This window comes from Viridibacillus arenosi, assembly GCF_001955655.1.
GTDB lineage: Bacteria > Bacillota > Bacilli > Bacillales_A > Planococcaceae > Viridibacillus > Viridibacillus arenosi.
In genome coordinates, this window is the sequence record NZ_MSPW01000009.1 from 145,732 (window position 1) to 162,023 (window position 16,292).

The following is a 16,292-nucleotide window of genomic DNA, read 5'->3' on the forward strand; positions in this document are numbered from 1 at the left end:
GTTATTAATCTATATGTGCCATCTCTATTAAAGCTACTCTTTCAACAGCTTCTGCCACCGATTTATGGACGTTTGGATCTAGTGGGTGTGGTACAAGGTCACCGTTTCGCGTTGCATCTACAATGGCATTAGCGGCAGCTAATAACATTGAGTACGTAATACTTTTAACATTGGCATTTAATGCCCCTCTGAAAATCCCCGGGAAACCTAGAACATTATTTACAAGGCGACCATCTGCAGCATATGAAGCTCCAGCAGCAATTGCATCTTCAGGAGTAATTTCTGGGTATGGATTTGAAAGAGCCAAAATGATTTGTCCTTCACGCACCATTGATGGTTGAATCAGACCTGATACTCCTGTCGTTGCAATGACAATATCACATTTTGCCATCGTTTCTTCAACTGACCCTACTACCGTTCCACCAAAACTACGCAAACGGACTAAGGCACTTTCTTGCGGATCTGTGCCACATACTTCTTTAACGCCATAAGCCATTAGCATACGACAAATTGCCAGTCCTGCTGCTCCGAGACCAATTTGACCAACAACAGCATCTTTCAATTCAACTCCTGCATAACGACAAGCTGATATTACTGCAGCTAAAGTAACAACAGCTGTTCCATGCTGATCATCATGCATAACAGGGATTGGTAGCTCAGCTTTTAGACGTTCCTCAATTTCGAAGCAATGCGGAGAACCAATATCCTCCAACAAAATACCACCAAAGCCTTTTGCTATATGTTTTACGGTTTCAACTACTTCATCAGGATTGCTTGTATCGAGTAAGATTGGAATACCACTAATACCAGCAAATTGATCAAACAATACAGCTTTCCCTTCCATCACTGGCATACCTGCAACTGGTCCTATATTCCCCAAACCTAAAATGGCTGTACCATCTGTAATGATGGCAACAGTATTACCAATACTTGTGTAATAATGTGCTTTTTCAGGTGCTCGTTGAATTTCTTGGCAAACATTCGCCACACCTGGTGTATAAATACGACGTAAATCACTTAATGAGCGCACGTCAATACGACTCGTCATATGTATTTTTCCGCCCTCGTGAGCTTTCATGACGTCATCCGATACTGAACGAACGTGAATATTGTCATCAATATTATTAATCGCATCGACAATCTGATTGAGCTGAGCTATATCTGCACAAGTACATGAAATATCACGAACTGTAGATAATGTACCGATTTTCATTGTTTTAATATCACCAATATCTCCGCCAATTGTGCCAATTGCTGTAGCAACCTTTGCCAAATTACCAGGTATAGATGGTGTTTCTACTATTAGATTACGAATAATGCTTTGAACGTTCAATTTCTTTCCTCCCAATTATGAAAACGCTTTATGTCTATGGAGTTTATAATACTACTCTATATGCTTCACGTAAATACGTTTACCTATAAAAAAACATAAAAAAACTAACTTATTCGCAAATTGAGGTTATTTTTACTACTTTTTACTACTTTCAATTCTTTTACAAATGTATTACATCATTAAATTACATTACAGTTACTTTCTTTTTTTCCTTCTCAATACTGAAAACGCATGAATTCAAATTCATGCGTTTTCGTGAAGAAACAAATATCCTTAAAAAAATTTGTATGCTTTTCTTAACAAATCAATGCATATCACTAAAATCTATTCAGTTCGACACCAGACTCCCACTTCAAATTAAGATTTCTTCTACAACTGTACTCTTGAGTTCAATTATCCATGACATTTTCTGCAGAGTCTCTTTAAATTCCGCCAAGAAATTTGCTAATTTCGACATTTACCACGGTAAACTGATAGACTTCTATAAAATTTCGCTTCCCCTTACTTAACTTTTTTACGACTTTTCATTTTTTCTTCTCGTATCTGCTTCATAATACGATCTCTCCTTTTTTTAATACCGCCTATTGTAAGTCCTTCCATAACAGCTAATTCGCCATAACTATATCCTTTTATATACAACAGGATGAGTAACTGTAAATCCTTCGTCGGTAACGATTCTAATATAGTATCAAGTATATGGATATCTGAGTCTTCTACACGGTAGTTTTTTATTAGCACTTCTAACGTCTCTGATTCGGCAGGTATATTACGCTCTTCATTGCGCGATTCTTTCTTCAATTCATCTAAAACAGCACCTTGAATACATCGGTAGGCATATGGAGCAAAATCACCGCGACTGTCTTCATATTTTGTCCACGCCTTCCAAAGTCCGATACGTGCTGCTTGTCTATATAGCTCTTGATCTCGATAAATACGACAGCGGTTCATAACACTTGTAATCATTGGTTCAAATTGTGCTAAAACAATTTCAAATTGGTCCATTAGATGGCCTTTCTAGTTGTGCACAACACTTTGTTTTCCCGGGTATTGCTTATCGTATATTGAATTATCGTTCAGGACGAATGTCTAAAGTTAACGTTTGATACAACAAACTTAATGTTTACCCTATCTTAAATCCATTAATAATTTATAATATTTGGAAATTATACAATATTATGTTGATTTACATTGGTTATTTTCGTATGATGGATGAAAATGCGAGGTGTTTGATGATGTTTGATAAGGATTTAGATTTAATCACTACCAATTCATTCGTTTTATCCCCCTTATTTGAAGGAGAAGTGAAGTCGAAGGTAATGACTAGAGATGGATATTTACACTCGACTTTAACGCCTATTCAGCTACTCGAAAAAATTTGTATTCGCTATGGTTCCACTTTTCAAGGTCGGATAGATGCAGTGAAGGAACTTCTCGGCTATTCAAAAAAACTACCACTTTATATCGGCGAAGGTATTTACGCGTACCCGACACGATCACCTTATCACCCTGAGTGTGTATGGGTGTTTTATCATAATTATCGTTATGAGGAATATGGTAAAGGACAGACAATTCTTTATTTCGATCACGGCGAAATAGTCATACTGGATGTTTCCCTACATACAGTTAAAGAGCAACAGCAACGATTAGCCTCGATTATTTTATCTTTACGTTTTAATAAACAGCAAACACTAATTCGTCGAAAGTGATATCAAAAAAAGCTCCTTTTCATAAGAAATGCGAGCTTTTTATTATTTAGATATATTGTTAAAAGCTCTTTCCATGTTGTTTTGAAACTAATCTAATGACGGCATTTAACAAATAAAAATTGAAAACTTAATTGATATTTCTTATAGTCGCCATGTAACCACACTACTATTTACGACATAATCTTCGGCAAGTCGATAATTAAAATTGCTTTTGTCGATAACTTTTATGTTTTGTGATATTTTGTATAATTTCATCGTTTCAAGTAAGTTTGATAATCGACGGAATTGTCGAAATAACTCGCGAGTATACATAGAATAATCGAATCCCACTTTTTGGAGGTGATATACCAATGGATGTACCGGTAGGAAAGAAGAAGAAAAAAAGAAAATGGCCGTGGATTATTGGCCTAATTATTTTAGGAATTGGGCTGTATGGATGGAACGTATATGCTAATTTGTCTTCGAATTTAAAGAGTGTGCACGTAGAAATTAATCGAGATAAATCCGATTTGAGGGTGGAAAAAGTCAATTTAGAGAAAAAAGAGCCGTTTTCCATTTTACTATTAGGAGTAGATCAACGAGAAAATGATAAAGGACGATCTGATACCATTATTGTACTAACGATTAATGCTAATGAAGGAAGTACGAAAATGCTAAGTATTCCGCGAGATACTTATACTAAAATTATTGGGTACGGGACGAGCGATAAGTTGAATCATGCATATGCTTTTGGAGGTACCAAAATGGCAATGGCCTCAGTTGAAAATTTACTTGATATTCCAATTGATTATGTAACGGAAGTGAACATGGAAGGCTTCCAAGATATTGTAGATGCTGTTGGAGGTATTACGGTGCATAATATGCTCGCATTCAAGGAAGAAAGTTATAGTTTTCCAAAAGGGGAAATAAAATTAGACGGTGAACATGCACTCGCATATGTACGTATGAGGAAGGAAGATCCTGATGGGGACTTTGGTCGCCAAGAACGACAAAAACAACTCATACAAGGAATTTTAAAAGAAGGAGCTTCTGTTAGTAGTCTATGGAAGTATAAAGATATTTTTAATGCACTTGGTGACAATATTTCAACTAATTTAACATTTGGACAAATGATGGAGCTACAAAAAAATCATAAAGAAGCGATTAATTCGATTGAACAACTCTATTTTAATAAGGGGCAAGGTCAGACGATGCATGGTATTTGGTATTATATGATGAATAAGAAGGAACTTAAGGATGTATCAGCAGAATTAAAAACTCATTTAGGCTTGAAATAGTTAAATAGTTTATTTTTATTACTATTGATATAATTTTATTATTTTTAATTAGTCATAAAAACCCTTGTTATTTTCACAACAAGGGTTTTTATAGTTTTAAATGACCATTACTTTAGAATCTTGCGCATTTTAATAAATTAATCACTATCTTATTACCCCTTTTTACTAATTTCATTGTTTTCTCTGTTTTTTTTCAATAGAATGAGGGTACAAAGAACAGGGATGACAATTTGAAATATAAAGAGGAGTGATTTTTGTGAAAAAAGCTACCTATTCCATTTTGGCTACAGGTGCACTCGCACTTTGTATAAATAGTCAATCGACAGAAGCAAGCTCAAACACTTATACGGTGAAGAGTGGTGATTCTTTATACACAATCGCACTTAAACATGGCACAACAGTCACTAAATTAAAAAAGTCGAATAATTTGAAATCAGATATAATTTATCCAAAACAAAAACTGCTACTTTCCGGCAAAGTATCTACCCAAACATCTAAAGCACCATCTAATACAGCGAATACAAATGCAGTTTCTCCATCTAGTAATACAGCTACTTATAAAGTGAAACAAGGCGACACACTTTCAAAGATTTCAACAAAATATAAAGTCTCTGTCAGTGCCCTTCAAAAAACAAATAATATAAAGGATCATCTTATATTTGTAGGACAAAAGATTAAAATCCCTACTACAACGACAAACGCAGGTAAACCAACTGGTAATACTACAAAACCCAAGCCGGATACAACAACTAAACCATCAAATCCAACAAATGTTAATGCTACTTCCTATAAAGTTGCAGCTGGTGATACGTTATCTGGCATTGCTTATAAATTCGGAATAACGATAACACAATTGAAATCTTGGAACGGTTTAACTTCTGATCTAATTCGTGTTGGACAAACATTAAAAGTCAAAAACAGCTCGAACTCTACTATCCAACAAGATAAGGAAAATACAACAAATGTTTCTAAACCAACAGCACCAACAGTTTCAACAAATGAAATTAAACAAAAAGCTGTTAGCTTAGGTCTATCTTTACAAAATACACCTTATGTTTGGGGTGGACAAACACCAGCAGGTTTTGATTGTAGCGGTTTCATTCACTATGTATTTAATAATGCTGGCCTTTCCATGACTCGTACAAACGCTGCCGGTTATGAAGCTAGATCTTACTATATCAATACTCCTCAAGTAGGTGACCTAGTATTTTTCCGTGATACATATCAAACTGGTATTTCGCATTTAGGCATTTATATTGGTAATGGTCAATTCGTACATGCTGGAGGTACACATGTTCAAGTCTCTTCAGTAAACGAACCTTATTGGGCCAAGCACTTTGATAGTTATAAACGTTTCTATTCACTTGATTGATACTTATACGCAAAAAAATGTATTCTACACTGTTGTTATAAACCAACAGTCAAAAAAAGCATTGCCATGGCAATCCAAATTGCCTTGGGAATGCTTTTTTGTATAGTTAAGTAAGCCAGGAAAAGTATAGAACATAATACTGAAATATTCTTCTTGAACAACTTCAAAGCTATTTACACTGAAATATTTCAATAACAACTAGATTTTGTAACATTATGTTACAAAACACTTCGCTAAAAACTTAAATTATCCAACATATTCCACCAATTTAACCTTTACATAATTTGTTTAACTTTTAAGTAAAAGAAATTAGTGATTTCCCACTAATATTCAAACAACAAAGACTTAAATACCATTCATCATTAGAACTTTATCCTCATTTTTGTTACACAACTGTAATATAACTGTAAACGAAATAGCATTGTGTTTCTTTTCTGAATTCTTTAAAGTATTACTTAGTCAAACAAACTAAAATTCAAAATAATCGTTGAACATTATATACAAAAAAATTGTTGAAAAAGTTGGAGGACGAATTGATGAATATGAAAGCATTATTAACAGCAATCGCATCAAGCACACTTGCTTTAACATTTGCCTTTGGAAGTGCTAAAGCTGCTGAAAACGACAACAACACTAAAGAAAATACAAAAGTTAAAACAGTTGAAGTAACTCAAGTTTCAAACCCGACTGCTACTAAAGTTAATAGTCGTTTTAAAACAACTGCAAGCTTGAACCTACGTTCTAATGCTTCAACTAGCTCAACAGTAAAAACAACTGTTGCTTCAGGCACTGTTGTAAAGGCATCTGCTAAAAAAACAATTGATAACAAAACATGGTATAAAGTTACAGCAAACGGCAAGGTAGGCTGGATGTCTGGTGCTTACCTATCAAAAACATCAAAGAGCGTAACAAAAGCATCTGCAAGTAATGATTCTGGTAGCGACATCGTCGATCAAGCCCTTAAATATATTGGTATTCCATACCGTTATGGTGGTACGACTACTTCTGGATTCGATTGCAGCGGCTTTACACAATATGTTTTCAAACAACAAGGTAAATCTATTACACGTACAAGTCGTTCACAACGTAGTGAAACTAGATATACAAGCAACCCACAAGCAGGTGATTTAGTATTCTTCACACAAGGCGGAGGCTCAATCGATCACGTAGCGATTTATATGGGTGATGGTAAAATCGTACATGCTGCTGGAAGCCAAGTTCAAGTACAATCTATCAATAATGGATACTGGAATCGCTATTTACACAGCTATGGTACTTTTAACTAATTTAAAATAATCAATCATTTTAGAACCTCTAAGTATTGGTCTTTTAGAAAAAAAGCCCTTTACTTAGAGGTTTTTATGTTTGAAATTAGTAATCCTTACTTCTCTTTTAAAACTTAAAGCTTATGTCACATAAAAAAACCTCGAGCTTTGCCGGCTCGAGGTTTAGGTACTTATTCTTCTGATTTTTCATCCGCAGGTTTTTCAGTTGGAGTTTCTGTACCTTGTGTTTCTACAGATTCTTTTTCCTCTTCATCTGATTTTCCATTGTCATCAACTGGTGGCGTAGTTACATTTTCTTTATCTTCTTCTTTTTTGTCACCAGAACCTGATGTCGGCAGATCTGTATTTGTCGATAAGATATTAATTTTTGTAAACTGATAGTCTCCATATTCATCAATAATTATTGTGTACTCAATGGATTGTTTTATCGTTCCTTTTGTACCTGTTTTAACGTCTTTGTAAGTGTATGTCGAGTTAATAATTGCTGTCGCGTAGTGATCAGAGATGTTCGGAGAATCATCATAAATATGCACTGCGCCAAAAGTAAATTTCAAATCTTGATACTCTTTATCTTTTGATGAATAGTTTGCAATCATCTCTTTAGCTGTTGTTGCTGCACTACTGTTTGGTAACAAATAAGTTTCGTAGTAGTTTTTATTTTTATCTTTGATAGCGTATGGGAATAATTCATAGTAGCCATCAATATAGTCTTTAATTAATTTTTTGTCTAAATAAGCATCCTGCTTATGATCGTAATCTTCTTCGTCATCTAGTTTAATGTCGACGTCTTGGTCTGCCCATTTGGTGATAAGTGACATTATTGAATAGATCGGGATTGCGTAACCAATTTCAGGTTTATCCGTTAAAATGATGGAGTTAATACCGATAACATTACCAGTTGTCGCATTAACTAAAGGTCCACCACTAGAACCTGGCTCTAATCTTGCTGTGATTTCATATAGATTTGAATAATTATATTCATCTGTAAAATTGGCGTCTAAACTTTTAATATCGCCTTCTGTTGAAGTACCACCCTTGTTATTAGGACTTCCAACGGCAATGACTGGCGTATTTATTTTTGCTTTTGTAGTATCCAGTACAAGTGGGTCTTTACCTTCTAAACTAGGAACACGAATTAGTGCAATATCTGTTTTTTTGGAAATACCTATTACTTGTCCTTGAAATTCTTGACCATGCTCATTTGTCACAAATACATAAGATGCATCTTTTACAACATGTGCATTTGTAATAATGTCCCCTTTTTTATTGAAAAGAAAGCCCGATCCTTGTTGTAAATCTGTGTAGACAGTGTACACTTGCGTTTTTGCATTCGCAATAATAGCAGATGTATCATTTTTAGGCATTATCACATCTGTGACATCTTCATTCGTGATACCAGCTTTTACATCCGTCGTGACAGATCCTTCTTGTTTCTCAGGAGTGTCCTCATCTAAATCTTCTTTTGGTTCTTCCTGAGTTGGTTTTTGGACATCAGCCACTTTAACATTTGGTTCAGTTGTCGCTTCATCATTTTTTGTAAGGAGTGTGTATAATCCAGCAATAACTGCTATGATTAAAATAATGGAAGCCGCTACACGTTTGAAGGATGTTTTTTGGGGTCGATATCTTCTATTATTATTCACTTTTACATCCACTTCCTGTCTGCATAAAATTCATTACTATAATAGACGGATGAACTACATCTAAAGTTTCAAAAAATGTAGTAATCATTTTTCACAAAGTTTATCATAGCACAATCTATAGAAAATGGACTTAGAAAGGATGATTTTCTTTGAAAAAAATTCTATTAATATGTTGTACCCTTTTTTTACTTAGCGCATGCACCATTTCTGAAAAATACCAAAAAATAGTATCCAATGAAACTATTACTGATAAACAACCAGAAAAAGTTGAGCAAGAAGCGCCCGTTATAAAGGATAAGAAAATTTCCATCGCTATGATTGGCGATATCCTATTGCATGAACAATTATTATATTACCAAGATTACTCCCCTTCTTTTGCTGCGGTAGAAGATACCTTAAAGAGCTACGACTTTCTGCTAGCGAATCAGGAATCCTTACCCGTAGGTAAAGAATTTGGCTTATCTGGCTACCCTAAATTTGCGAGCCCCGATTATATTGTTCGTGATTTAAAAGAAACTGGTATTGATCTCTTATCAGTAGCCAATAATCACACATTAGACCGTGGTGAAGAAGGCGTACTAGCTGCTCTTAAAAATATCAAATCTTATGGCCTTCCTTATGTTGGTGCTTATAAATCGGCTAAAGACCGCGACAAGATGCGTATTATCGATGTCAAAGGCATCAAAGTTGGAACATTATCTTACACCTATGGTACAAATGATAATGAAACACCTGCCGGCAAAGAATATCTAGTCAATCGCATCGATCTTGACACTATTCAAAAGGATATCAAAAAAATGCGGCCTAATAGTGACGTCATCATCGTTAATATGCACTGGGGTGTTGAATACCAATCTACACCAAATAAGAAGCAAAAACAAATGGCAAAAGTCATTTCTGAAGCTGGTGCAGATATAATTTTTGGTCATCATCCACATGTCTTACAGCCCTATGAGAAATTAACTGCAAAAGATGGACATGAGACCCATGTATTTTACTCTTTAGGTAACTTTTTCGCGGCAATGCAAGATCCATCTACTTATGTGGGTGGCATCGCTTCGTTAAATGTTGTCAAAAATGCCGAAGGAGATATTCGAATTATTTCACCCGGCTTCACCCCAACTGCTATTATGAATAAAGACGGTTTCTATTCAGTAGAGTTTTTGAAGGATGTCGAAAAACAGGCTGTAAGATCCGTTGATTGGGTAAAAGAGACTGTAGGCGTTGATAGTAAGAAGTAAACATATTGGACGTTTACACCCTAACCACGCCCCTTTCAGATGCTTTACTATATAATAGAAAGAAATGCTTTTATAAAGAAGGTTTTTAAATGAAGAAAATAGATATTTTATCGATTCCGATTACGGATACAACAAAAAAAGAATTTGTAAATACAGTTACAAAACAAGCAGAACAAGTTTGGATCGTTACCGCGAATCCTGAAATCATTATGCTTGCCAAAGAGCTACCCAGTTATGAGAAGCTATTACACGCCGCTGATTATGTAGTGGCAGATGGTATAGGTGTTGTCATTGGCTCTAAAATGCTAGGACAACCATTAAAAGAACGCATTCCGGGATTTGAATTAGTACATGAGTTTATGGCATCTGCGAATGCTACGGATAAGCGCAATAAGATTTTCATGTATGGCGGTAAGCCTGGTATCGCAGCTAAGGCTGCTGAGATGGCAAAAGCCCAGTACCCTACTATTGAAATTGTTGGCGTCGCTGATGGCTATGGCGGAGACGGTACTGGTGATGAAGTTGCATCAAAAGCGGCTTCTCTATCACCTGACTATGTATTCGTAGCCTTAGGCGCTCCAAAGCAAGAGGAATGGATTGCTGCTCATCTCGAAAAGTTTCCTAACGCCATTTTAATGGGTGTTGGCGGGAGCTTGGATATACTATCTGGGAACATTGATCGCGCACCAGATATCTTCCTTAAGTTGAATTTAGAATGGTTCCACCGCTTGATAACTCAACCTACTCGTTGGAAGAGAATGCTGAAGATTCCGCAGTTTTTGCTTGCTGTGAAGAGAGATGGACGGAAATGATTGTTTGTTGAGTAGTGGGACAAAATTGGAAAGCCGCCTGGATAGGCGGCTTTTTTGTGTGGTTTTGGGTGTGGTTTTGGGATTGTTGTAGTAACTGGGTTGTTTGTTGTGGTAACTCCGATGTTTGTTGCACTAACTCGTCTGTTTGTTGCGCTATCTCCGGTGTTTGTTATTTAGCAGAATATTCATGTCCTTAAAATCTCGATTTTTGTTTGAATAAAGGGTAGTTTTCTAATTTGATTGAAATATCATTATTCCCCTTTTAAGCAAAAGAAAGCCCCTAACCTCCAAAGAGTTGAAGGATTAATTGTATTAAAATATTCTAAGAATCTGGAACCCACTGATTAGATGACTAATGAAATCCACCAAACATGCTGAATGAACACAACGCTGTAAAGAAGAATAGCCGCTCCCATTAATAGCTGCAATGATCTTTTCATCTGAACCTTACTGAGGATATACAATAACAATAGTGGAAACATAATTTTTAACAAATAAAACCCAAAAACACTATTTTCATATATTAATCGCATGAGTGGGTTTGCTTCAGTAATGTGGTTATGTCGAATGCCAAAATCGGTGAAAATGGAGTCTAAAACGGATAAGAATAATAGAAGTAATCCCGCAAATAATAGTTTGCTACGAGGAAAAAATGCAAGTTTCATTTTCAAACAATGTAACCCCTTTTTTATTTAATAGTATGCTTGTACTATTCTGGGATAACTGATGGTGAAATATACTTTTGAGTTGGTGAAATTTCCAAGAAGGGATTTTGAGAAAAAAATAATTTCGATGACTGATACTGTATTCATATATATGCTTAAAAACCAATAACATTCAGACGAAAATCACTTGTTCTGAAATTAAGAGCAATAATGTATCTATCCACGATTATTCAGTTAAATGATCGATTTAGATTATTGCTCATGCTTTTATTTTTAACGTTTTTAACTATAGAATTAACTTACATAACAAATTCTTCATCGAGGTTGTTTAATAGTTATTAATCAAGGTAGTTCTCCTAAAAGAGTCGAATGCGTTCATTAAATAGAAGATTTTATTTCCAATAAACATTTTCTAATTATTAACTTATAGTTATAATTTCATCCTTTTTTGGAAAGCATGTATTTATCACTGAAAGAAGGATGATAAATTATGATTAAGAAGTTTTTCGCCATTTTAATAATATGTTCAATTTCTTTTTTCGCAGGGTCGTATTATACAATGAACAATTCACCCTCTAAGTTCCTTGATTGGAATAAGGAATCGATTTTCCAAGATGGCGTTGAATTAATTTCAATTCTGCCTCAAAACCTAGAGGTCGTATTTGATGATATAAAAATCTTCATATCCGATTCAATCGACTTCGTTGATGAAAAGATCGGAAACTTACTGAATAAAGAAAAAGATGATATAAAAAGTGATATAGTAGAAAATCAAAATGACTATAAAAATCCTTTATTTGAACCAACTGAAGATTTACAACAAGCAAATCTTGATTATGATTTTAATGAAAATACAATCATAAATACGATAGCAGAGAATTACTTAAGTAAATCTCAAGAAATTTTAAGTGAAGACTAATAATTAGGTTAAGAGAACGTACCGATTGATTAAATGATTTTTTTAGGGTTTGTTTCTCAAAGCGCTTTGTTTGTTGACGAAACAACATTCTTCATAATCTTATTAATAAATCGATCAAAAGCCCCTAATCTCTTAAGAAAGTAGGGGCTACATTGTTCCAATTATTAAATTGACTCGTTAATTTAGTTAACAAGCCGATTCGTCTATACCCCATTCTGACGCATCGACTTCTCCTGATGGGTGTTTATAACATACCAAACGGACGCCCCATTTAATAATATGACTGGTTTATTACTTCTACTATAATCGCATATAGGTTACCTATATGATAGAAATTTAAATGAGTTAGCTCATTTTTTTGTATTCAGAACTTAACTAGAAAATGATCTCTACCTTCTTCTCCCAGAAACTCTCTAAATAACTTTGACCCATCTTGGAGCGATTTTACTTTGAAGTTACTATACAACAATAATTCTCCCTTTATTAACTGCATCGATACAATATCTACTTGTCTTGCTTTTACTACTCTTTCTTCCATAATGTATTTCTTCTAAATGTAAATAACCCTAATTCCAAATGGCATAAAGGCTGTTAATACTAACTTAATCATATTATATATTTGAAATGACATTCATTTCACTAGGCAACAAAAAAACTCCTACCTTCCGAAGAAGATAGGAGTCTTTGAATCCGTTCGCCCAATAAGGTAAGGGGTGGATTAAAATAATCGGTTAGATTATTTTGAAACAGTTACTTTAACTGCTTTTTTGTGCTCATTTTTAGCTCCAGATTTATCAGTAACTACTTTAGAAGTTGGGTTAAGAGTTTCAATTGAAATTTCTTTTGTTAAGTCTAAAGTTGTAGCTGATGCTGCTGGTGTACCTGCAACAGCTTTAACAGTTTTCACTGTGAATGTATTACCGTCAGCTGCAGCACCATCAATTGTTACTGTAACACCGTTTAAGTCAACAGTTTGTTTAGTTGCAAGGTCTGCGATAACTACTGCAGAAGTATCAGCATTTTGTAACTCTAATTTACCTGCGTTATTAACTACTTTATAGTTAACAGTTTCGTCAGCAGTTGCTTTATCTTTATTTGTTAATGTTGCAATTTTCGCATCTGTACCTGAAACTTCAGCATCTGCTGGTTTAGCAGGCACTTCTGCTGTATCTGTACCTTTTGCAATTTTAAGTACTAATTTGTTTTCAAAACCTGATGCTACAGAAGCTTTTAATTCAGTTGCAGTTAAAACTAAAGTATCTGTACCTTGAACGATTTTGAATGATTCACCAGCGTCAGCACCAGTTAAAGCTAATGCTTCACTGTATGTTAATTCAATTGTTTTGTTATCAAGAATTTTCGCACTTTGTACAACAGGTGCTACGTTATCTTTAACATCTACAGTATTTGTGTAAGATTTAACTGTTTTTGTACCAGCAATATTTTTAATGTTAGCTGCTGTGAATACAGATGCTTTATCGTCTTTTGCAATTGATTCTGCTGGTAATGTAATTGTTGCCACTTTTTGGTCTTTATCAAGAGTAATAGTAGTACCAGCTTGAAGTGGTTTACCGCCTAAAGTATAGTTTGCAAGGTCAGTTGCTGAACCAGCTACTGCTCCGCCTTTAACTGCTTCTGGGAATGTTACAGTAATAACATTAGAAGATGATATAGCATCTGTTACTACAAATTCAGTAGCTTGTTGACCTTGACCAAAATCGATTGTGTAGTTGAATGCTGCTGATTTGTTGCTAGCTTCAGCTTGGTCAGTTACTAAGTCAGATTTGAATGAGATAGCATATTGACCTGAAATAGTTTCAGCAGTTGCTGCTTTGAATACTACTTTTTTATCTCCAGCTTTTACTTCTTGAGATTTGAAGTTTTTAAATGTATCTGTATCAAGAACACCATTTGCATTAACGATTGAAGATGCTGCAGTGTATACTGTAGTATCTGTTGCTAACGCGCCTGCTTTTAAACCTTCGCTAAAGTTAATTTCGATTGATTCAACTTTACCATCTTTATCTTTAACTACGTTGTAGCCAGTTGCTACTGGTTTAACTGCGTCTTTTGTTAAAGTTACTTTTAGTACTGAATCAGTTGTTTTATTACCTAATTTATCTTCCATATCTTTCGGTAATACTACGCTGAATGTACGGCTATCTTTATTTTTGAAAATTTCATCTGTAACAGTAATTTTAAATTGTGTATCCTTTGAACCTTCTACTACTGCTACATTGCTAACTTTAACATCTGCCAAAGCTTCATCTTTAACTGTGATACCAGCTACTTTAGCTACATTCATTGCTTTACTGAATGTTACTAAGATTTCTTTATCGTTTGCACCAGCTGACACTGTTGCAGATGGAATTGCTGCATCTACTGATACTGTGAAGTTAGCTGAAATTGATACTACTTTGTTACCAGCTGTATCTTCTGCATTGATTACTTCTAAAGTATGTGCTTTACCTGCTTCAAGGTTTAAGCCTGTTAATTCTAATTTATCAGAAGTACCTGTGAATGAAGTTACTGCAACATAATCACCATCAACTTTAACTAGTACGCCAGCTTTTACTGGTTCTGATAATTGGATAGTTGCAGTTTTTGCTACTGTACCGTTTGTTTGAGCTTCAACGCTTAAAATTGAAGGAGCTACTTTATCTTCAAAAGTAATTTTGCTTACGAATTTTTCAGTAGATACTTTAGCATCTGCTTTTGTTTGGATTGCGTTGACTACTACAGTAGCATCTGTAACTTTAATTGCAGTAGTTGAAGTTAATGTTAATGTTTTACCATCTTCTGATAATTTACCAGCAGAAAGTGGAGCACCCTCAATTGTTACTACGTTTAATTTTTCAGCATCTGTTTTATCTACTGCTTTGTTAAATGTAACTTTAACAGTTGTACCGTTAATCGCTTCTACAGCTTTAACTTTAGCTCCAACCTCAATACCTTTTTCGAATGCGCGTTCTACGCCTTCTACTGTGTAAGTGTCGTTAGCAAGTGCTGCATCGAAGTAGAATTTGCCTTCAAATTCAATTAAACCTTTGTTAAGTGCTGCATCTTTATAAAGTTGATCTTTGAACACTACTAAACCTTTGTTTAATACTGCATCTTTGTAAAGTTGATCTTTGTAAACTGTCAAACCTTTGTTTAGGTTACCAGATACATAAAGTTGATCTTTGTAGATTCCTGTTGCTGCTTTACCAGTTTTGTAGTAAACGCCTTTGTAAAGACCTGTCGCTTTTTTACCAGCTTTGTAGTAAGTTTTGTTAACTACGCCAGTGTAAGCTTTACCTGATTTGTAGTATACGTTTTTGTAAGTACCTGTCGCTTTTTTACCAGCTTTGTAATAAGTTTTGTTAGTTACGCCAGTGAATGCTTTACCTGCTTTGTAGTATACAGATTTGTAAGTACCTGTCGCTTTTTTACCAGCTTTGTAATAAGTTTTTTTGTAAAGACCAGTTAATTTTTTACCGTCTTTATATAGAGCTTTGTTGTAAGTCTTGTAACCTTTTACAACTTTACCAGTGCTCTTATAAACAAGTTTACCATTGCTCACCTTTACTGAAGTTGAACTTTTTGCGAATGCTGTATCTGATCCAGCAGCTGCGAATGATCCTGTTAATACTGCAGCACCAATGACAAAGGCAGTAGCCGATTTTACTAGTTTAAGTTTGTTGTTTACCATTTTATTCATTCTCCTTTACTTGCGGACTATCTAAAAGTTTTAAAGTCGTGTAGTTAATACCGTTAAATATCCTTTAAATTTACTTTACGTAATCCTTATTGACTATATTAACACACAACGAAAGGTATACTTAATATTTTTTTGGGTTTTTTACCATTTTGTTCGTTTTTGATAGTATATTCCTATTAAATTTATATAAATTTCCACTTAATAATATAATAGATTTATGTTATTTCAAGATAATTACTTATTAAAATTTTATTAAAACATACTAATTTTCATAAAATGTTATTCAAAAATTACTATAAGTGGATTTTTTATAATAAAATATCACTATAAATTAATTT

13 protein-coding genes are annotated in these 16,292 nt (G+C 34.5%); 7 read left to right on the forward strand and 6 right to left on the reverse strand.

Features of this window, described 5'->3' with window-relative positions:
- Positions 1–4: 4 nt before the first annotated feature.
- Positions 5–1,333 (reverse strand): NAD-dependent malic enzyme, encoded by a 1,329-nt coding sequence (locus BK137_RS16045; protein ID WP_038179762.1) that lies wholly within the window; start codon positions 1,331–1,333, stop codon positions 5–7.
- 501 nt (positions 1,334–1,834) lie between these two features.
- Positions 1,835–2,335 (reverse strand): sigma-70 family RNA polymerase sigma factor, encoded by a 501-nt coding sequence (locus BK137_RS16050; RefSeq protein ID WP_038179764.1) that lies wholly within the window; start codon positions 2,333–2,335, stop codon positions 1,835–1,837.
- A 227-nt stretch (positions 2,336–2,562) separates the two neighbouring features.
- Between BK137_RS16050 and BK137_RS16055 the strand changes: the two genes are divergently transcribed.
- From BK137_RS16055 to BK137_RS16070, 4 genes are all read left to right on the forward strand, one after another.
- Positions 2,563–3,039: a competence protein ComK gene (locus BK137_RS16055; RefSeq protein ID WP_162148704.1), complete on the forward strand. Its 477-nt coding sequence runs from the start codon at positions 2,563–2,565 to the stop codon at positions 3,037–3,039.
- A 350-nt stretch (positions 3,040–3,389) separates the two neighbouring features.
- On the forward strand, positions 3,390–4,316 hold the full coding sequence (locus tag BK137_RS16060; protein ID WP_038179765.1) for an LCP family glycopolymer transferase: 927 nt from the start codon (positions 3,390–3,392) through the stop codon (positions 4,314–4,316).
- A gap of 256 nt (positions 4,317–4,572) precedes the next feature.
- Entirely contained in the window at positions 4,573–5,688 is a 1,116-nt protein-coding gene (locus BK137_RS16065; RefSeq protein ID WP_038179767.1) for a C40 family peptidase, read from the forward strand.
- 536 nt (positions 5,689–6,224) lie between these two features.
- Entirely contained in the window at positions 6,225–6,974 is a 750-nt protein-coding gene (locus BK137_RS16070; RefSeq protein WP_038179769.1) for a C40 family peptidase, read from the forward strand.
- 170 nt (positions 6,975–7,144) lie between these two features.
- On the opposite strand, the gene BK137_RS16075 is transcribed toward BK137_RS16070, so the two are convergent.
- A complete protein-coding gene (locus BK137_RS16075; protein ID WP_038179887.1) occupies positions 7,145–8,617 on the reverse strand; it encodes a S1C family serine protease in 1,473 nt (490 codons plus the stop codon).
- 314 nt (positions 8,618–8,931) lie between these two features.
- On the opposite strand from BK137_RS16075, the gene BK137_RS16080 reads away from it, so the two are divergent.
- Complete coding sequence (locus BK137_RS16080) at positions 8,932–9,858, forward strand: CapA family protein (protein ID WP_143691068.1); 927 nt, start codon at positions 8,932–8,934, stop codon at positions 9,856–9,858.
- Positions 9,859–9,947: 89 nt separating this feature from the next.
- The gene (locus tag BK137_RS16085) at positions 9,948–10,670 is read left to right on the forward strand and encodes a WecB/TagA/CpsF family glycosyltransferase (protein ID WP_038179772.1); all 723 of its coding nucleotides are present in this window, start codon (positions 9,948–9,950) and stop codon (positions 10,668–10,670) included.
- Between the two features lie 344 nt (positions 10,671–11,014).
- Here the strand turns inward: BK137_RS16085 and BK137_RS16090 are convergent, their stop codons facing one another.
- Entirely contained in the window at positions 11,015–11,335 is a 321-nt protein-coding gene (locus BK137_RS16090) for a DUF5658 family protein (RefSeq protein ID WP_076065673.1), read from the reverse strand.
- Between the two features lie 490 nt (positions 11,336–11,825).
- Between BK137_RS16090 and BK137_RS16095 the strand changes: the two genes are divergently transcribed.
- Complete coding sequence (locus tag BK137_RS16095; protein ID WP_038179775.1) at positions 11,826–12,254, forward strand: hypothetical protein; 429 nt, start codon at positions 11,826–11,828, stop codon at positions 12,252–12,254.
- A gap of 364 nt (positions 12,255–12,618) precedes the next feature.
- Here BK137_RS16095 and BK137_RS22375 read toward each other — a convergent pair whose 3' ends face one another.
- Together BK137_RS22375 and BK137_RS16100 are read right to left on the reverse strand one after the other, a co-directional pair.
- A complete protein-coding gene (locus tag BK137_RS22375; protein ID WP_155981156.1) occupies positions 12,619–12,792 on the reverse strand; it encodes a hypothetical protein in 174 nt (57 codons plus the stop codon).
- Between the two features lie 198 nt (positions 12,793–12,990).
- A complete protein-coding gene (locus BK137_RS16100; protein WP_038179777.1) occupies positions 12,991–15,945 on the reverse strand; it encodes a toxin-antitoxin system YwqK family antitoxin in 2,955 nt (984 codons plus the stop codon).
- Positions 15,946–16,292 lie beyond the last annotated feature (347 nt).